The sequence below is a fragment of the Saccharothrix ecbatanensis genome (assembly GCF_014205015.1).
Classification (GTDB): Bacteria; Actinomycetota; Actinomycetes; order Mycobacteriales; family Pseudonocardiaceae; genus Actinosynnema; species Actinosynnema ecbatanense.
The window spans coordinates 5,613,745-5,631,730 of record NZ_JACHMO010000001.1; the positions used below are offsets into that span (position 1 = coordinate 5,613,745).

Below are 17,986 nucleotides of genomic sequence, written 5' to 3' on the forward strand. Positions count from 1 at the left end.
GCGCCGGGCCTGAACCACGTCCGAGGAAGGGCCGTATTGGTCGGTGGAGCGATTGACGGACCAAGGAGGAGTGAGTGTGATCCGACGAAACCGCATCGCCATCGCCGTCGCGGGCGGCATGGCTGCCGTGCTCGCGCTGGTCATGTGGACTTCCAACGCCACCGGCCTGCAAGGCAGGACGGTCGCGCAGACCGAGCAGGTGGGTGCCGCGGCCCAGGGCGACTACGGCGACGTGCAGGAGCCCTTGGCCCCTCCGACCAGTGCGGAGGCGGCGCCCACCGAGGAGACGACCGCCGAGGAGACCATCGCTGGGGAAACCGCCGAAACGCCGGCGGGCCAGGCCGCACCCGCGCCGTCCGGTCCCCAGGTCTCGTTGGTGGGCAAGAGCGTTCCCAAGATGGGCGACGTCGTGCAGGACGGCGACGGCCGGACGCTGTACCGGTTCGACAAGGACACGCCGAAGCCCGCGAAGTCCAATTGTGAGGGTCAGTGCGCTGTCACGTGGCCGCCCGTGCTGTCGAACGGCACGCCGCAGTTGCAGGGCGTCGACCCGGCGCTCGTGTCGTCGGTGAAGCGGGCCGACGGCAGCGAGCAGGTGACCCTGGACGGCTGGCCGCTCTACACCTACGCGAAGGACGAGGCGCCGGGCCAGTGGAAGGGCCAGGGTGTCGGCGGCACCTGGTTCGTGGTGCAGCCCAACGGGAAGCGCAACGTGGAGTGCCTGCCGCCGGGGGTGACGGCGCCTGCCGCCTAGTCCACCGGCCGTCTGGTCCACTGTGGAGACACTGATCCCCCGGCCTGGGGTTGGCCGGGGGATCGGCACGCGTCAGATGACGCTGACGGCCTCGGCGTAGTCCAGGCGCGGGTTGCGCGGGTGGGTGCCGGAGTGGTCCGGGTGGCCGATGTTGACGATCACCAGCGGGAGCAGGGTCGTGTCGGCGAAGAACTCGCGGCGCACGCCGTCCTTGTCGAAGCCGCTCATCGGGCCCGCGGCGAGACCGGCCGCGCGGACGCCCAGGATGAAGTAGCCGACCTGGAGCAGGGCGTTCATCTTGGCCGCCTCGGTCCGCCCGGCGTCATCGGCGAACGCGGCCTTGGCGCCCGGGTAGTTCGGGAACGTCCGGGGGAAGTGCTCGTGGAAGTCCGTGTCGGCGGACAGGATCGCGGTCACCGGGGCGGATGCCGTCTTCGCCCGGTTGCCCTCCGACATGTGCGGCGCGAGCCGGGCCTTGGCCTCCTCGCCGCGCACGAACAGCACCCGCAGCGGCTGGCTGTTCATCGACGTCGGGCCCCACTTCACGAGCTCGTAGACCTCGCGGAGCTGCTCGTCGGTCACGGGCTCGGCGGTGAACGCGTTCGCCGTGCGCGCCTCGCGGAAGAGCAGGTCCTGTGCGTCGCGCGGCAGCGCCAACGCGTCGAACGTCGTGGTCATGATGCCTCTTTCGGTTGTCCCGTACGCGGGTGGCGCACGGGACAACCTCCAGTCGGCACGGGCTATTTCGTGGCGTACTTCACAGGTTCGGGTACAGCGGGTGCTTGGCCGCCAGCACCTCGACCCGGGACCGCAGCTCGGTCAGGTCCGGCGACGCCTGCAACGCCGCCGCGATGACGTCCGCCACCTCGACGAAGTCCGCCTCGCCGAAGCCGCGGGTGGCCAGCGCCGGCGTGCCGATGCGCAGGCCGGACGTCACCATCGGCGGACGCGGGTCGTTCGGCACCGCGTTGCGGTTCACCGTGATCCCCACCTCGTGCAGCCGGTCCTCGGCCTGCTTGCCGTCGAGCTCCGACCCCACCAGGTCGACCAGCACGAGGTGCACGTCCGTGCCGCCGGTGAGGACCTTCACGCCGGCCGCCGCCGCGTCGGGCTGGGACAACCGGTCGGCGAGGATCTTCGCGCCCTCGACCGTGCGCCGCTGCCGGTCGGCGAACTCGGGCGACGCGGCGTGCTTGAACGCCACCGCCTTGCCCGCGATCACGTGCTCCAGCGGACCGCCCTGCTGGCCCGGGAACACCGCCGAGTTGATCTTCTTCGCCAGGTCGGCCTCGTTCGTCAGGATCACACCGCCGCGCGGACCGCCGAGGGTCTTGTGCGTGGTCGTGGTCACGACGTGCGCGTGCGGCACCGGGCTCGGGTGCAGGCCCGCCGCCACCAGACCGGCGAAGTGCGCCATGTCGACCATCAGGTAGGCGCCCACCGAGTCGGCGATCCGGCGGAACTCGGCGAAGTCGAGCTGACGCGGGTACGCCGACCAGCCCGCCACGATCAGCTTCGGCTTGAACTCGGCGGCCAGCCGCTCGACCTCGGCCATGTCGACCCGGCCGTCCTCCTCCGACACGTGGTACGGGACCACGTTGTAGAGCTTGCCGGAGAAGTTGATCCGCATGCCGTGGGTGAGGTGCCCGCCGTGCGCCAGGTCGAGGCCCAGGATCGTGTCGCCCGGCTGGATCAGCGCGAACATCGCGCTCGCGTTGGCCTGCGCGCCCGAGTGCGGCTGCACGTTCGCGTAGCCCGCGCCGAACAACGCCTTGACCCGCTCGATCGCCAGCCGCTCGATGACGTCGACGTGCTCGCAGCCGCCGTAGTAGCGGCGGCCCGGGTAGCCCTCGGCGTACTTGTTCGTCAGCACCGAACCCTGCGCCTGGAGCACCGACACCGGCGTGAAGTTCTCCGAGGCGATCATCTCCAGCGTGCCCTGCTGGCGGCGCAGCTCGGCGGCGACGGCGTCCGCGACCTCCGGGTCGAACTCCGCGAGAGAGGCGTTGAAGTGCTCGGACATGGTGGGTCTCTCCCTTAGCTGGTTCGCGTGTAGAACGGCAGTGCCACGACCTCGACCGGCTCGTGCCTGCCCCGGACGTCCACGGACAGCCGGGTGCCGGGCTCAGTCTCGCCGACGGCGACGTAGGCCATCGCCACCGAGTACCCGAGCGTCGGCGACAGCGCGCCGCTGGTGATCTCGCCGATCGGGTCGCCCGCCGCGTCCAGCACCGGGTACCCGTGCCGCGGCGCGCGGCGCGAGGTGGTCTTCAGGCCGACCAGCTTGCGGTCGACGCCCTGCTCCGCGACGGCGGCCAGGGCCTCGCGGCCGACGAAGTCGCCGGGCTTGTCCAGCTTCACCACCCGGCCGAGGTTCGCGTGGAACGGCGTGCGGTCGCGGCCCAGCTCGTTGCCGTACAGCGGCATGCCCGCCTCCAGCCGGAGCGTGTCGCGGCAGCCGAGGCCGGCGGGCTTGAGGTCGTGCGGCTCGCCCGCCTCCAGCAGCGCCTGCCAGACGTGGGCGGCGTCGTCCGGCGCGACGAACAGCTCGAAGCCGTCCTCGCCGGTGTAGCCGGTGCGGGCCAGCAGCACCGACTTGCCCGCGACCTCGGTCGGGTACGACGCGTAGTACTTCACCTCGGCGAGCTCGGTGGGCGTGAGGCCGGCGAGGATCTCGGTGGCCTTCGGGCCCTGCACGGCCAGCAGCGCGTAGTCGGTCGACCTGTCCTCGACCGCCGTGTCGAAGGCCTTCGCCCGCTCGACCAGCGCGTCGCGCACGACGGCGGCGTTGGAGGCGTTGGCGACGACCAGGTACTCCTGCTCGCCGGTGCGGTAGACGATCAGGTCGTCGATCACCCCGCCGTCGGCTTCGCAGATCATCGTGTAGCGGGCGCGGCCGAGGCGGATCGCGGACGCGTGGCCGACCAGGGCGTAGTCGAGCGCGGCGCCCGCCTCGGGGCCGGTGAGCACGATCTCGCCCATGTGGGTGAGGTCGAACAGGCCCGCGGACGTGCGCACGGCGTGGTGCTCGGCCAGCTCGCTGTCGTAGCGCAGCGGCATCCGCCAGCCCGCGAAGTCGGTGAACATGGCGCCCAGCGCTTCGTGCTCGGCGTGCAGGGGCGTGCGGCGGCTTTCCATCAGGCGAGGTCCTCCCTGGGGTGCGGACATGCCGTCAGCGCCGACCGGTCGGGTCGGCGCGGGGCTGGTCCGAGAATCACACGTGCGAAACGAGAGCGCTCGGGTGGGCCCGGGTCACAGGCTCTTCTCGGCCCGGACGCTCTCGACCACCTTGCGTTCGGCGTAGAACGACACGAACGGGATCGTGCCCGCGAGCAGCACCAGCGCCGTGCCCTTGATCGACCAGCGGGCCTTGAGCGCGAGGTCGACCGTCAGCACGAGGTAGACCGCGTAGAGGAAGCCGTGGACCGGGCCGACGACCTGCATCATGCCCTCGCTGTCGCCCGCGTACTTGGCGATCATCGCGAGCACCAGGAGCAGCAGGCCGACACCGACCACGTAAGCCATGAACCGGAACCTGGTCAACGCGCCGCTCATCGCCCTACCTTCGTTCACCGCTGGTCCCGCGCGTTGAGGGCGGCGAGCATGCGGTTGTAGGCCGCGAGCTCTTCGTCCTCGTCGTCGTGCGCGGGTGCTCTGACGGGCTCAACGGTAACGACCGGCCGCGACGGCGCGACCACCGGCTCCGGGACGGCCTCATCAGCGGCGTCGTCCGGGTCACCGGCCGCCGCGGCGGCTGCCTCCTCGGCCTTGCGGCGGGCGTCCAGCTTGCGCAGGCGCCACACCATGAACGCCGGGAAGAGGCCGAACAGCGGCCACTGGAAGACGTAGCCGAGGTTCTGGAACGAGCCGCCGGCCGTGGAGAACCGCTCCCACTGCCAGTAGGCCAAGCCGCAGCACACGACCATCGCCGCCACACAGACGGCCGCTATGGCCAGACGCCGGGGAGTGATGAGGCCACGCACGCCTCAAGAGTACTGCTCCGGGGCTGGGGCTCCCCGCACAGGAGCCCGCCCCTCAAGGTAAGGGCTCCTCTACCGCGCAGGAGCCCGCCCCGACTCGATCCGACTAGGCCACGCCGTCCCGGCGTTGCCTCTGCAACCTGGCCACGCACCAGGCTGCCGCGCTACCCCGACGCAGGTGCTGGAGCACCGTCATCGGGCCGAGGCGACGACCGAGGTCGGCGGGTGTGAGCCCGGCCGCCCGGTAGTCCAGAGCGCGCTGGTCCAACGGGCTGATGCCCGCGTCCCACCACTGCTCCGCCTCGCGCAGGTCTCCCACCAGCTGCCAGTAGCTGGCGGCGGCGGCGAGCAGAGCCTCGGGCACCTCGGGCGCCCGCTTCCGCATCGCTGCCACGTACGCGGGATCCGCGGACTCGACCTTCACCAGGCCGCGGGAACCGCCGTTCGCCCGCTGCACCGGGATTCCCGGAACGGACGGCGGGGCTTCCGCGAGCCACGCGTCCTTGATCCGGTTCACCTCTTGCAGCTCGGCGTCATCCGAGCGCTCGGCCGCCCACTGCCGCAACAGCTCGTCGACTCCGGAGTCCTCGACCATTCTGCCTCCCATCGGTCGAAGATCAGCCAATGCGACGCACCGTATTAGCGGGTAACGACAACCGCTAGACCCTTGTTTGTCTAAAACCCTGTTACCAGGGCGTTATAGCCCTCATTCCACCCGTACGGTGCAACGTCTGACCTGCGTGATCACCGATCGTGACCGCATTGAGCGGAGTTCGCCGGGCCGGCTACGCGAAGAGGCTGCGGACGAAGGTGATGATCGACTCGGCGCCGGACTGGAGCCAGCCGAGCGCGGTCCGCACCGCCTCCGCCGACTCGTTGGGCTGGGTGATCAGGAGGAACAGCACCAGCGCGACCGCCGCCAGTGTCACCACCTTCTTGACGTTCACTGATCGGTCTCCGTCCGTATCACAGGGCAGGGCGGCCGAGCGCCGCTCCGGTCGGGTCACCCGCCATGGTCCCCCATTCACCCGGATGATGACGGCGGAACCCGCCGTCATCGCTCGACCGGTCTCACCACCGACCAAAAACCCTGCCTGAGCGACGCCCACTGTCACCCGAACGGACGATCAAGGGGACCTTGGGTCCCGCCGATCACCAAGGTACGGGCCACTCGCCCATCCCCCCGGCACGGACATCGAGGTTCATCGACACTGTCAGCGCTCCGTCGGCTCTCGTAGCTCATCACCTGATTGCGCCGGTGTACGCACCGAGCGTGACAAGGCCGATGTCGGCCGTCACACATTTCCGTTACCCCTTCAGGTGATTTCCCGCGCCCTTTTCCACGATCGTGCCGACGATCATCTCGGCGGCGCGGAAGCGGGTCAGCCGATGACGCCCGATCGCCGCAGACGATCGATCTCGGTTTCTCCCAGTCCCAGTTCGCCCAATACCTCGACGGTGTGTTCACCCACCACCGGCGGCGGGTTCGGCGCCGACGCGGGCGTCCGCTCGAACCGGGGCGCGGGTGCGGGCTGCGAAACGCCTCCTACCTCGACAAACGTCCCTCGCGCCGCGATGTGACCGTGCTTGGCGGCCTCGGCGGGAGTCAGCACGGGCGCGAGGCAGGCGTCCGTGCCCTCGGCCAGCGCCGCCCACTCGTCTCTCGTCCTGGTGGCCACCGTCGCGCCGATCCGGGCCCGCAGCTCCGGCCAGTTCGCCGGGTCATGCCGTCCGGGCAGGTCCGCGTCTGCCAGCCCCAGCACCGCCAGCAGCTCGGCGTAGAACTTCTCCTCCAGCGCCCCGATGCTGACGAACAGGCCGTCCGCCGCCTCGTACACGTCGTAGAACGGTGCGCCGCCGTCCAGCAGGTTCGTCCCGCGTGCGCCGGACCAGGCGCCCATGGACGACATGCCGTGCAGGAACGTGGTCAGCAGCGCCGCGCCGTCGACCATGGCCGCGTCCACCACCTGCCCGCGCCCGGACCGTTCCCGCTCGTACAGCGCCGCCAGCACGCCCATCGCCAGCAGCAGCCCACCGCCGCCGAAGTCGCCGATGATGTTCAGCGGCACGGTCGGCGGCGCGCCGGCCCGTCCGATCGGCTCCAGCGCGCCCGCCACCGAGATGTAGTTGATGTCGTGCCCGGCGCGGTCGGCCAGCGGCCCGTCCTGGCCCCACCCGGTCATCCGCCCGTAGACCAGCCTCGGGTTGCGGGCCAGGCACTGCGCCGGCCCGATGCCCAGCCGTTCCGTGACGCCCGGCCGGAAGCCCTCGATCAGCACGTCCGACTCGGCGACCAGCTTGAGCACCAGTTCGGCGCCCTCGGGCCGCCGCACGTCCACGCCGATCGACCGCCGCCCACGTCCCAGCACGGGCACTTCGGTGCCGCCACTGACGCGGTCCACCCGGACCACCGACGCGCCGAGGTCTGCCAGCACCATGCAGCCGAACGGCGCGGGCGCGAGCCCGGCCAGCTCGACCACCTTCAGCCCTTCCAGCGGCCCCGGCACTAGAGCGACCTCGCGATGATTTCCTTCATGATCTCGTTCGTCCCGCCGTAGATCTTCTGGACGCGTGCGTCCGCCCACGCACGGGCGATCGGGTACTCCGTCATGTAGCCGTAGCCGCCGAAGAGCTGGACGCACTCGTCCACCACCGTGCACAGGCGCTCGCTGGCCCACCACTTGGCCATCGCCGCCGTGGGCACGTCGAGCTTGCCCTCCAGGTGCTCCGCGATGCACTGGTCCACGAAAGCCCTGGTCACGCGGGCCTCGGTGGCGCACTCGGCGAGCTTGAACCGGGTGTTCTGGAACTTGATCAGCTCCCGCCCGAACGCCGTGCGGTCCTTCACATACGCCAGCGTGAGGTCCACGGCCGCCTCGATGCCCGCGACCGACGCCACCGCGATGATCAGCCGTTCCTGCGGAAGCTGCTGCATGAGCTGGACGAACCCCTGGCCCTCGGCCTCGCCGAGCAGGTTCGCCGCGGGCAGCCGGACGTCGTCGAAGAACAGCTCGGCGGTGTCCTGGCCCTTCAGCCCGATCTTGTCCAGCACCCGGCCGCGCCGGAACCCCGGAGCCGACTCGGTCTCCACGACCAGCAGCGAGATGCCCATGGCGCCCTGGCCGGGATCGGTCTTGGCGACCACGATCACCAGGTCGGCCTGCGCGCCGTTGGTGATGAACGTCTTGGAGCCGGACAGCACGTACTCGTCGCCGTCGCGCAGGGCCTTCGTCTTGATGTTCTGGAGGTCGGAGCCGCCGCCGGGCTCGGACATGGCGATCGCGCCGACCGACTCGCCGGACGCCAGCTTCGGCAGCCAGCGCCGCTTCTGCTCCTCGGTGCCGTAGGCGTTGATGTAGTGGGCGACGATCCCGCTGTGCACGCTGTTGCCCCACGCGCTGTCGCCGCACCGCGCCTGCTCCTCCAGCAGGACCGCCTCGTGCGCGAACGTGCCGCCGCCACCGCCGTACTCCTCGGGGATGGACAGGCAGAGCAGCCCGATCTCCCCGGCCTTGTTCCAGAAGTCCCGGTCGACCTGCTTCTGCGCGGCCCAGCGCTCGTGGTGCGGGACCGACTCCCTCTCGAAGAACGTCCGTGCCAGCTTGCGCAACTGGTCGAGGTCCTCGTTCATCCATGCGGAACGGCGAGTTGGCATGAGGATGACGTTCCCACCGTCCGGCCCCCGCCGCCATGACCGCGACATGCCAACGTGAGTGGTGATCGTGAGCACAATTGTCAGGATCGGACGGCGTCCCGGTCGAGGTCGTGGGTGTTGGAGCTGCTCCGTGAGCTAATAAGTCACCTTGTGCGGTCATGGGCAACGGTGCTTGGTGTCCCTACCGTTGAGTACATGAGCGAAGCCTTGATCTTCGACGCGGTGCGCACACCGCGTGGCAGGGGAAAGCGCGGATCGCTGCACAGCGTCAAGCCGATCACCCTGGCTTCCGGGGTGCTCGCGGCGCTGGCGCGGCGAAACGACCTGGACACCTCGGCGGTGGACGACGTGGTGTTCGGCGTCGTGTCGCCGGTCGGCGAGCAGGGCTCGGACATCGCCCGCACGGCGGTCCTGGCGGCCGGCTGGGACCTGCGGCCGGCGGGCGTGCAGCTCAACCGGTTCTGCGCGTCCGGACTGGAGTCGGTGAACCTGGCCGCGGCGAAGGTGGCGTCCGGGTTCGAGGACCTGGTGGTCGCGGGCGGCGTCGAGTCGATGTCGCGGGTGCCGATGGGCTCGGATGGCGGCGCGTGGATGGCCGACCCGGAGACCAACATGGCGGTCAACTTCGTGCCGCAGGGCGTGAGCGCCGACCTGATCGCCACGTTGGAGGGGTTCAGCCGGGACGACGTTGACGCGTTCGCGCTGCGCTCGCACCAACGGGCGACGCTGGCGCGTGACAAGGGGTACTTCGACCGGTCGCTGGTGGCCGTGGTCGACCAGAACGGCGCGGTCGTGCTCGACCACGACGAGGCGATCCGTCCCGAGACCACGCTCGAAGCCCTGGGCAAGTTGAAGCCGAGCTTCGCGTTCCACGGCGACCTGGGCTTCGACGCGGTGGCCATCGACCGCTACCCGACCGTGGAGCGCATCTCGCACGTCCACACGCCGGGCAACTCGTCGCAGATCGTGGACGGCGCGGCGGCGATGCTGATCGGCAACGCCCGCATGGGCAAGGACCTCGGCCTCACGCCCCGCGCCCGGATCATCGCCACCGCGGTCATCGGCACCGAGCCCACGATCATGCTGACCGGTCCGGCCCCGGCCGCGCGCAAGGCGTTGGACAAGGCCCGGCTGACGGTCGAGGACATCGACCTGTTCGAGATCAACGAGGCGTTCTCGTCGGTGGTGCTGAGGTTCCAGCGGGAACTGGACCTGCCGGACGAGAAGGTCAACGTCAACGGCGGCGCGATCGCGATGGGCCACCCGCTCGGCGCGACCGGCTGCATGATCCTCGGCACCTTGCTCGACGAGCTGGAGCGCCGGGACCTGCGGCGAGGGCTGGCCACGTTGTGCGTGGGCGGCGGCATGGGCATCGCGACGATCATCGAGAGGGTCTGATGGCTATCCACTTCGAGCGGGACGACGAGGGGATCGTCACCCTCACGATGGACATGTCCGGTTCGGCGAACGTGATGAACGCCGAGTACCACCGGGACATGGGTGAGGCGGTCGCCAAGCTGGAGGCCGCCCGTGACGACATCACGGGTGTGGTGCTGACGTCGGCGAAGAAGACGTTCTTCGCGGGTGGCGACCTGAACCTGCTGATCCAGATCACGCCCGAGAACGCGCTGGAGTCGCTCGGCTTCCTGGAGGAGGTCAAGGGCCAGCTGCGGCGGTTGGAGCAACTGGGCAAGCCGGTCGTCGCGGCGATCAACGGCAGTGCGCTGGGCGGCGGGTTCGAGATCGCGCTGGCGTGCCACCACCGGGTTGTGCTGGACGACGACAAGATCAAGATCGGCCTTCCCGAGGCGACGCTGGGCCTGCTGCCCGGCGGTGGCGGCGTGACCCGGATGGTGCGGCTGCTCGGCGTGCAGCCGGCGTTGCCGCTGTTGATGGAGGGCAAGCAGTTGCGGCCGGCGCGGGCGTTGCAGGCCGGGTTGGTGCACTCGTTGGCTTCGTCGCGCGAGGACCTGATCGCCCAGGCGCGGGCGTGGATCAAGGAGAACCCGGCGCCGCAGCAGCCGTGGGACAAGCCGGGGTACGTGGTGCCGGACGTGCGGTTCGGCGACCCGAACATGTACGGCCTGCTCGCCGCGGCGCCCGCCGTGCTGCGGAAGAAGACGCACGGCGTGTACCCGGCGCCGGAGAAGGTGCTGGCGGCGGCCGTCGAGGGCGCGCTGGTGGACTTCGACACGGCGTTGCGGATCGAGACGCGGTACTTCGTGGAGCTGGCCTCGGGCCAGGTCTCCAAGAACATGATCAACACGTTCTGGTTCCAGCTGAACGAGATCGGCGCGGGCAAGTCGCGGCCGGCCGGGGTGCCGGCGTCGAAGGTGTCCAAGGTCGGCGTGCTCGGCGCGGGCATGATGGGCGCGGGCATCGCCGAGGTCAGCGCGAAGGCCGGCATCGAGGTGGTGCTGAAGGACGTGACGCTGGAGGGCGCGCGGCGCGGCGCCGGTGACACGCCGGGCATCACGCCGACCGACTCCGACGCCGACCTGGCCGGGTGCGACCTGATCGTCGAGGCGGTGTTCGAGAACCGGGAGCTGAAGAACAAGGTGCTGCCGGCGGCGGAGTCCGCTGCCCTGCCGGACGCGGTGATCGCGTCGAACACGTCCACGCTGCCGATCACCGGGCTGGCGTCGGCGGTGGGTGATCCCTCGCGGTTCGTCGGGCTGCACTTCTTCTCGCCGGTGCCGAAGATGCGGCTGGTGGAGATCATCCGGGGCGCGGAGACGTCGGACGAGACGCTGGCGCGGGCGTTCGACTACGTGTTGCAGATCGGCAAGACGCCGATCGTGGTGAACGACAGCCGCGGCTTCTACACGTCACGGACGTTCGGCACTTACGTCACCGAGGCCGTGTCGATGGTGGCGGAGGGCGTGGCGCCGGCGTTGATCGAGAACGTGGCGCGGCGTGCCGGGATGGCCGTCGGGCCGCTGGCCGTGTCGGACGAGGTCACGTTGACGCTCCAGCTGAAGATCCGTGACCAGACGTTGGCGGACGACCCTTCGGCTTCGGGCGCTTTGGCCGATCATCCGGCGTTCCGGGTGCTGGAGGAGCTGGTCGGCGAGGGTCGGACCGGCAAGTCCGGCGGGGCGGGGTTCTACGAGTACCCGTCGGAGGGCCGGAAGTTCCTGTGGCCGGGGCTGGCGCGGTACGTGCGGGCCGATGCGGGCGTGACGGAGCGGGACGTGGAGGACCGGCTGCTGTTCGTGCAGTCGTTGGAGACGGTGCGGTGCCTGGACGAGGGTGTGCTGACGTCGGTCGGTGACGCGAACGTCGGCAGCGTCTTCGGGTTCGGCTTCGCGCCGTGGAGCGGCGGCACGCTCCAGTTCGTCAACTCGTACGGCTTGGCGGAGTTCGTGGAGCGCGCGGACTACTTGGCCGACACGTACGGCGAACGCTTCCGCCCGCCCGCTTCGCTCCGCGAGCGCGCCACCCGCAACACCCCCTTCTAACCCGCGAGTCGAACCCTCACGCCCCGCGTGTCGAACCTCCAGACCCCGTGAGTCCTACGTTCAGGACCCGTGAGTCCTACGTTCGGAACCCCCGAATTCAACGCTCAGTACAAGATCGTTTGTTCTGAGCGTTGAATTCAGGGGTCCTGAACGTAGGACACGGTGGTCCTGAACGTACGACTCGCGCGTTCTGAACGTAGGACTCACTGGAACAGGGGGTCGTAGGGCTCGTTCTCGGGGGTGAAGATGAGGACGAAGTCCTTGCCGGGGCCGGTGGCCACCTCGTGGAGGCGGGTCAGGACTTCGGTCTCGGTGGGGAGGGTCAGGCCCAGGGCTGCGGCCGCGCGGTCACGTTGAGCGACCAGGTCTGGGATGTCTTGCACGTACTCGGCGGCACGCGCGGCGCTCTCCTCCGCGGTGAACGTCCGGCAGTCCCGCCACCACGGCACGACCAGCAGAAGCCGCAGCAGCTCCGGCAGGCCGATCGCGAGCATGCACGCGCGCCCTTCGGAGTCCGCGTACAGGACCGGACGTTCCTCGCCACCGTCACCGCAGAAGAAGTACGTCCCGCCGCACCCGTCACCCGCGAACCCCTCCAGCGTCGCGCCGGACGCGAGGTGGACTTCCTCGACGTGGTCCGCCCGATCGAGTTCGAGGTCGCCCGGCCAGCCCAAGAACCGGGCGACGTCGTCGTCTTCGGCGATGACAGTGAGCAGCGATCGCACGTTCAGCCTCCTGAGTGTTGAACTCAGGATGCCTGAGCGTTGAACTCAGGTGTTCTGAACGTAGGACTCACGGGTCCTGAACGTAGGACTCACGCGGGGTGGGTTAGGCGACGGCTTGGGTTGGGGTGGGGAGGGCGGTGGTGACGTCGGTGCGTTGCGTCACGCCGTTGACGGTCACGGCGACCGTCACCTGACCCGGCCGGAGAGCCGTGAACGCGCCGGTGACCGGGTCCAGCCACGCCACGTGCCACGGCCGCACACCGGACTCCGCGCCGATGTGGAGCTTCGGCGAACCGGACCAGTCGGCCGAGACGGGATAGGCCACCGGCACCTGCCGTGAGCCCTGGGCCAGAGTGGCGGAGACGACGGTGGGGCTGCCGATTCGGACAGTCGACGGCACGGTTAGCGCCAACCCGTCCACGTGCGGGCGGATCTCCGCGGCCAGCCAGTCATCACCCGACGAACCGGGATCGACACCGAGCATCGTCCACCCGGTGAACCCACCGCGCCCCGCCTCACCCGCGGGCGCCTTGCCCGAGTTGCCGTTGATCAGGTACGGCACCCCGTCCACCCGCGAAGCGTGGAACAGCCCCACGTGCGCCCCGATGAACGCCGCGCCCTTGCCGGTCGTGCGCCGGAAGTCGCCCAACCAGTCCTCGACCACGTCCGCCTCCAGCCGGTCGGTCAACTGACTGCCCTTGGTCGGCGTCGGGTCACGCGGCGGGTGGTGCTCCATCACCACGACCGACTGCACGGCGGAGTGGTCCCGCAACGCATCCCGCAGCATCACGGCCTGGTCGAACCCGCCGCCGCGCAACGTCCCGGTGGACGAGTCCATCAGCACGAACCGCGTGCCCTTGTGGTCGAACACCCGGTTCGTCGCGCCGAACTCGCGCCGGAAGTTCTCGATCGTGCCCGGTCCCATGATCTCGTGGTTGCCCGGCACGTAGTACCAGGGCAGCTCGTCACCCAGCTCCTCCGTCAGCACCCGACGCGCCAACGCCAGGTCCGCGGGCGAAGCCTCGTCCACGAAATCGCCGTTCACCACCAGGAAGTCCGGCCGCTGCGCCTTGATCTCCCGCAACGTCCGCCGCGCCGCCCGCACCAGCTCGCTGTCCGGGTTGCGCGCCACGAACTGCGCGTCGGACATCACCGCGAACCGCCACGGCTTGTCGGCCACCGTGCCGTCCTGCACCACGAACCGGTCCGCGGGCTCCGTGACCACCGGCAGCTCCACCGCGGGCGGCACCTTGACCACGATGTCGTCCACGATCACCTCGCCGGTGTACTGCCGGTCCGCCTTGGTCTCGATCGTGTAGAACCTGTTCACCCGCAAGGGGAACGCGAGCCCGGACGGCACCGGCACCTCCAGGTACCGCCACCCCGTCCACGTGATGTACGGCCCGTAGAGCGAGCGGCTGATCCCGGACGCGTCGGTGACGGTGAACGCCGTCCACTCCCCGCGACCGTGCCCGTACACCCACGCGCCCAACGCCAACGGCTGGCCGGTCACCTCGATCGGCTGCGGCGGGATGGCGTACGCGGTCCGGGTGCCCGTGGACTTCGAGAAGTCGTACGTCATCCGCAGCCCGGCCCCGGTGTGCCCCTCGGACACCGGCGTCACCGAGCCCGAGGCACGCGCCGTGCCGAACTTCCACGCCGCGCCGTCGTCGAACCCGGCGATCAGCCGTTCCTCCAGGCCGACCGTCACCGGCACGCGCACCACGTGCTCGCCCACGCGAGCCACGACCGTCGTCGCACCGGCCTTCAGAGCCGTGATCCGCAGGTCGCCGTTGGTCCCGGCCGCGATGTCGACCACCGACCGGTCGTACTCCAACGCCAGGTCGGCGGGCTCGACCGGCGCGGTGAACCCGTCGCCGTCACGCCCGACCACACCGAACCCGCCGACGCCGCCCACCTCGGGCAGGCTCAGCCGGCTGGTGGTCGCGGACAGCCCGGCCAACGCGCCCAGCACGGTCAGCTCCACCTCGCCGGACGCTCCACCACGCTGCGCCACAGCGGTCGTCTTGCCCGGCCGCAGTGCGTGGAACACGCCGTTCTCGTCCACCTTGCCCACGTCCGCACGGGCCGTGTGCCACCGGTGCGCTTCGTCGAGTGCCGGCCCGTACGTCTCGTCGTGCCCGTCGGCGATCAGCCGCCGGGTCAGCCCGGGGAACACCCGCTCGGGATGCCCGCCCGGCACGGTGTCCGCACCCGGGGCCCGACGCGCGTCGATCGCGGTCCGCACCCAGAACCCGGTCAGCGAGCCGCTGCCCTCCGGCGCGTACAACGCCAACCCGTTGGGCACCAAGCGCTCGCCGCCGTCGGACGGGGTGTTCTCCACGTCCACCGACTCGGCGCCCGGCATCCGGGCCACCAGCGTGGACGAACCGCCGCCGTCGAGGTTGAGCGCGTTGTGGGCGCCCATCTCCAGCAGGATCGAGGCCACGTCCTTGAGGTTCAGCCCGAGCATGAACGCGCCCTGGCGGCCGTCCACGGTCAGCATGAACATCTTCTTGCCGTCCGCCGAGAACCCGACCGCCGTGCGCGGGTGCAGCGGGTCGTCGGGCGCGACCACCACGCCGTCCTTGAGCAGCAACTGGTTCCCGCCGATCGCGGCACGCAACGAGCTGCCGTCACCGGCCTTCGTGGTGTGCTCCACGGTGATCCGCTGCCCGACGGCGAGGGTGGCCAGCGCGTCGGCGCCCGCCTCCCGCCCGACGAGCACGAAACCGTCGGCGGGGATCGGGTCCGCGCCCGCGAGAGCACGCCGTTCGGTCACCACGCCCGCACGCACCACGACCTCGGTCACGCGTGACGCGCCCTGCACGGCCCGCGCCCGGCTGTACGAGCCCCAGATCGGGTCGAACACGCCGACGCCACCGGACTGGATGGCCGCGCCGTTGAGCTGGTCCAACCGGATCGAGGTGCCGTCCTCGCGGACGACCTTGCCGTCGAAGAAGACCTCCATCACCCGGCCAACGCCGGCCGCGTCGAGGCCGACCGCGCGACGGTGCCCGGCGGCGGGCGACTTCACCGTGCGGCCGTCCTGGACGCCGACGCCCTGCGGCGCGTTGGAGTTGTTGATGTCAAAGAAGTCGCCGTTGACGGCGGCCACCGCGCGGGTCCGGTCCGCCTGCGCGGAAAGCGGTTCGGCGGCGGCGACCGTGCCGGGGTACAGGTAGTCGACCTTGGTGCCCGCGGTGAGGTCGACGGTGAGCGCGTCACCGCGGATCCAACCGCCCGCGCCGCCCGGCTCGTACCAGTCGAACGAGCTGAGGGAGACGCCCGGAGCGACGGGGCGGGTGGTGCGCGCGGTCTCGATGCGGCGGGCTGGGTCGACGGCGGGCGCGACCGCCACACCGGGCAGGTCGACGACGGGGGCAGGGGGCTCGGCGTGTGCCGCGGGCGCCGCCAGGGCGAGCACCAGCACCGCGGCCAGGGCGGAGGAGCGAGGGCGTGGGGACACGGGGACTCCCGCAGGGTGGGTGAGAAATTACGCGATATCAGTCCACCGTGTTGGAAGTTATCCGGACACGGCCGTTCGGACGCAGTTGGCGACCCGAACGGCCGCCTGCGTCAGCTTGCAGGCCCACCCCGGTACGTTCCAGGACTGCTACCCGTCCACCGCTTGAACGCTCGGTGAAATGCGCTCGCCTCGGAGAACCCCAGCCGCAGCGCCAACTCCTCCACCGACTCGCCGCCGCGCACCAGGCTCGCCACCGCCTGGTCCCGCAGCAGCTGCTCCCGCACCTCGCGGAACGACGTGCCCTCGGCCGCCAGCTTCCGCCGCAACGTCGGCGCGCTCACCCCGAGCCGCGCGGCCACGTGCTCCAGCCCCGCCACCCCGCCGGCCAGCATCCGCCGCACCTGGCTGGACGCGTCCGCGCCGTAGTCGCGCCGGGACAGCAGCTCGGCCGGCGAGTTCCGCAGGAACCGGCGCAACGCGGACTCGTCCTGCACCACCGGCATCCGCAGGAACCGCGCGTCGAACGTCAACGTCGTCGCCGGCGCCGAGAACCGCAGCGGCGCGCCGAAGATCAGGTGGTACTCCGCGCCGTGGGCCGGCTCCGGGTACGCCAGGTCGACCCCGCGCAGCGGGATCCGGCGGCCGATCAGCCACGACGAGAACCGGTGCCACAGCACCAGCAGCGACTCGACCAGGAACCGGTCCGGGTCGTCCACGCCCTCCGCGGACAGCGTGAACGCGGCGACGCCGTCCCGCTCGGACAACGCCATCGACGGCCGCACGTCGAACAGCCCGTAGAACGCGAGGCCGCGCCGCAACGCGTCACCCAACGACGTGCAGTGCACGGCGAGCAGGCACATGGTCGGGAACGTCCCGCGCTTGCTCGGCTGCGGCCCCAGGCCCATGAACTCGTCGTCCAGCACTTCCCACAGCGTCTGGATGAGCTTCGTGTACTGGGTGGGGGTGACGCGGGCCCGTTCGTCCGCGAGCAGCGCCTCGCCGATACCGGCCGACGCGAGAAGCCCGGCGATGTCGTGACCACGCCGTGCGGCACCGCGCAGTGCGGCGGTGACGTAGTGGATGGCGATGGTCCTGGTGAGCATCACTCACAGTGTCGCATCAGAGCCGTGAACGGCGGCGCGGTGTGGGGAGAGAACGTACCGCGCCGCCGCCACGGTGGCCCACCCCAGTGAGCCGGCGCCTCGACGGTGGGGCATCCGCCCGCCCATCGTCGAGGGACGTCGTGGTGCCCATAACCTTATGTGGTCTAGACCAGATACGTCAATACGGCGATAACCCCACGCCAATTGAGATTTGTTTCCGCTATGTGTCAGGCCTGTTCCAGGGGAGCTACTCCGAAACCCTCGGAAAACCTTACGCACCAGATCACGACGCTGCGAACGGTCGTCAGGTCGATGTCCGCGGGCACCTCGTAGACCTGGTTTCCGCGATTCGCCTTCAGTTTTCCCAGGTTCGTGAAACCGGAGTCGAACGCCGCCTCGGGCGAGTCCGCGGCCTTGTCCGAGAGGTACACGTGCAGGTCTGGGCCGTCGGTCGTGTCCAGTCCCTCGAACTGGACGGCGAGCTTTCCGTCGGGCGTCCGGACCAGCGTCGCACTACCGCTCGTGGTGTAGTCGAGCGAGCGGAACGGCCCGGTGGCCAACGCGACCGGACCGGTGGGCGCGGCCGACGTCGTGGTGACCGGGGCCGCCGCGCTCGAACCCACCGTCGCGGGCGTCGTGGTCGTCGTGGTGACCGGCACCAGCAACGCCTCGTCCGCAGTCCGGTCGGTGATCAACCGCCACGGCTGGAACAGGTACAGCCCCACCGCCAGGGCGACCACCAGCACACCGGCCACACCGACCACTACAACCCGCTTGGACATCGCACGCCTTCCGAAGTCGTCTTGTACCGACAACTCTGACGAATCGGACGCCGCGCG

16 protein-coding genes are annotated in these 17,986 nt (G+C 70.3%); 3 read left to right on the forward strand and 13 right to left on the reverse strand.

The window, feature by feature from the left end:
* Positions 1-76: 76 nt before the first annotated feature.
* Positions 77-754: a COG4315 family predicted lipoprotein gene (locus tag F4560_RS23570; RefSeq protein WP_312869443.1), complete on the forward strand. Its 678-nt coding sequence runs from the start codon at positions 77-79 to the stop codon at positions 752-754.
* Positions 755-826: 72 nt separating this feature from the next.
* Here the strand turns inward: F4560_RS23570 and F4560_RS23575 are convergent, their stop codons facing one another.
* From F4560_RS23575 to F4560_RS23615, 9 genes are all read right to left on the reverse strand, one after another.
* Entirely contained in the window at positions 827-1,432 is a 606-nt protein-coding gene (locus F4560_RS23575; RefSeq protein ID WP_184923257.1) for a malonic semialdehyde reductase, read from the reverse strand.
* 79 nt (positions 1,433-1,511) lie between these two features.
* Positions 1,512-2,777, reverse strand: coding sequence for a serine hydroxymethyltransferase (gene glyA, locus F4560_RS23580; RefSeq protein ID WP_184923260.1), 1,266 nt, complete (start codon positions 2,775-2,777; stop codon positions 1,512-1,514).
* Positions 2,778-2,791: 14 nt separating this feature from the next.
* Complete coding sequence (gene gcvT / locus F4560_RS23585; protein ID WP_376775336.1) at positions 2,792-3,892, reverse strand: glycine cleavage system aminomethyltransferase GcvT; 1,101 nt, start codon at positions 3,890-3,892, stop codon at positions 2,792-2,794.
* Between the two features lie 114 nt (positions 3,893-4,006).
* Complete coding sequence (locus tag F4560_RS23590) at positions 4,007-4,309, reverse strand: DUF3817 domain-containing protein (RefSeq protein WP_184923261.1); 303 nt, start codon at positions 4,307-4,309, stop codon at positions 4,007-4,009.
* Positions 4,310-4,323: 14 nt separating this feature from the next.
* Positions 4,324-4,680 carry a hypothetical protein gene (locus tag F4560_RS23595; RefSeq protein ID WP_184929345.1) on the reverse strand — a complete coding sequence of 119 codons (357 nt, stop codon included), beginning with the start codon at positions 4,678-4,680 and terminating at the stop codon, positions 4,324-4,326.
* 160 nt (positions 4,681-4,840) lie between these two features.
* On the reverse strand, positions 4,841-5,329 hold the full coding sequence (locus F4560_RS23600) for a helix-turn-helix transcriptional regulator (protein ID WP_184929346.1): 489 nt from the start codon (positions 5,327-5,329) through the stop codon (positions 4,841-4,843).
* A 190-nt stretch (positions 5,330-5,519) separates the two neighbouring features.
* The gene (locus F4560_RS23605; RefSeq protein ID WP_181319924.1) at positions 5,520-5,681 is read right to left on the reverse strand and encodes a hypothetical protein; all 162 of its coding nucleotides are present in this window, start codon (positions 5,679-5,681) and stop codon (positions 5,520-5,522) included.
* 435 nt (positions 5,682-6,116) lie between these two features.
* On the reverse strand, positions 6,117-7,241 hold the full coding sequence (locus tag F4560_RS23610) for a CaiB/BaiF CoA transferase family protein (protein WP_184923264.1): 1,125 nt from the start codon (positions 7,239-7,241) through the stop codon (positions 6,117-6,119).
* Positions 7,241-8,365 carry an acyl-CoA dehydrogenase family protein gene (locus F4560_RS23615; RefSeq protein ID WP_376775338.1) on the reverse strand — a complete coding sequence of 375 codons (1,125 nt, stop codon included), beginning with the start codon at positions 8,363-8,365 and terminating at the stop codon, positions 7,241-7,243. Before F4560_RS23615 ends, F4560_RS23610 begins: the two co-directional genes overlap by 1 nt.
* A gap of 219 nt (positions 8,366-8,584) precedes the next feature.
* Here F4560_RS23615 and F4560_RS23620 point away from each other — a divergent pair, with 219 nt between their 5' ends.
* Both F4560_RS23620 and F4560_RS23625 read left to right on the forward strand, forming a co-directional pair.
* A complete protein-coding gene (locus F4560_RS23620; RefSeq protein ID WP_184923268.1) occupies positions 8,585-9,787 on the forward strand; it encodes an acetyl-CoA C-acetyltransferase in 1,203 nt (400 codons plus the stop codon).
* Positions 9,787-11,850: a 3-hydroxyacyl-CoA dehydrogenase NAD-binding domain-containing protein gene (locus F4560_RS23625; RefSeq protein ID WP_184923270.1), complete on the forward strand. Its 2,064-nt coding sequence runs from the start codon at positions 9,787-9,789 to the stop codon at positions 11,848-11,850. Before F4560_RS23620 ends, F4560_RS23625 begins: the two co-directional genes overlap by 1 nt.
* 203 nt (positions 11,851-12,053) lie before the next feature.
* Here F4560_RS23625 and F4560_RS23630 read toward each other — a convergent pair whose 3' ends face one another.
* The 4 genes from F4560_RS23630 to F4560_RS23645 all read right to left on the reverse strand — a co-directional run bounded on the left by F4560_RS23630 (position 12,054) and on the right by F4560_RS23645 (position 17,929).
* A complete protein-coding gene (locus tag F4560_RS23630) occupies positions 12,054-12,575 on the reverse strand; it encodes a hypothetical protein (protein WP_184923272.1) in 522 nt (173 codons plus the stop codon).
* Between the two features lie 103 nt (positions 12,576-12,678).
* Positions 12,679-16,044 carry a phosphodiester glycosidase family protein gene (locus F4560_RS23635; protein ID WP_184923274.1) on the reverse strand — a complete coding sequence of 1,122 codons (3,366 nt, stop codon included), beginning with the start codon at positions 16,042-16,044 and terminating at the stop codon, positions 12,679-12,681.
* A 110-nt stretch (positions 16,045-16,154) separates the two neighbouring features.
* On the reverse strand, positions 16,155-17,147 hold the full coding sequence (locus F4560_RS23640; RefSeq protein ID WP_184923276.1) for an AraC family transcriptional regulator: 993 nt from the start codon (positions 17,145-17,147) through the stop codon (positions 16,155-16,157).
* Between the two features lie 227 nt (positions 17,148-17,374).
* Entirely contained in the window at positions 17,375-17,929 is a 555-nt protein-coding gene (locus F4560_RS23645; protein ID WP_184923278.1) for a DM13 domain-containing protein, read from the reverse strand.
* Positions 17,930-17,986 lie beyond the last annotated feature (57 nt).

Bases quoted from the DNA above. Each gene is read 5' to 3' on its own strand.
- F4560_RS23575 (WP_184923257.1), bottom strand. From the start codon at position 1,432: ATGACCACGACGTTCGACGCGTTGGCGCTGCCGCGCGACGCACAGGAC.
- glyA (WP_184923260.1), bottom strand. From the start codon at position 2,777: ATGTCCGAGCACTTCAACGCCTCTCTCGCGGAGTTCGACCCGGAGGTC.
- gcvT (WP_376775336.1), bottom strand. From the start codon at position 3,892: ATGGAAAGCCGCCGCACGCCCCTGCACGCCGAGCACGAAGCGCTGGGC.
- F4560_RS23590 (WP_184923261.1), bottom strand. From the start codon at position 4,309: ATGAGCGGCGCGTTGACCAGGTTCCGGTTCATGGCTTACGTGGTCGGT.
- F4560_RS23595 (WP_184929345.1), bottom strand. From the start codon at position 4,680: ATGGTCGTGTGCTGCGGCTTGGCCTACTGGCAGTGGGAGCGGTTCTCC.
- F4560_RS23600 (WP_184929346.1), bottom strand. From the start codon at position 5,329: ATGGTCGAGGACTCCGGAGTCGACGAGCTGTTGCGGCAGTGGGCGGCC.
- F4560_RS23615 (WP_376775338.1), bottom strand. From the start codon at position 8,365: ATGAACGAGGACCTCGACCAGTTGCGCAAGCTGGCACGGACGTTCTTC.
- F4560_RS23620 (WP_184923268.1), top strand. From the start codon at position 8,585: ATGAGCGAAGCCTTGATCTTCGACGCGGTGCGCACACCGCGTGGCAGG.
- F4560_RS23625 (WP_184923270.1), top strand. From the start codon at position 9,787: ATGGCTATCCACTTCGAGCGGGACGACGAGGGGATCGTCACCCTCACG.
- F4560_RS23640 (WP_184923276.1), bottom strand. From the start codon at position 17,147: ATGCTCACCAGGACCATCGCCATCCACTACGTCACCGCCGCACTGCGC.
- F4560_RS23645 (WP_184923278.1), bottom strand. From the start codon at position 17,929: ATGTCCAAGCGGGTTGTAGTGGTCGGTGTGGCCGGTGTGCTGGTGGTC.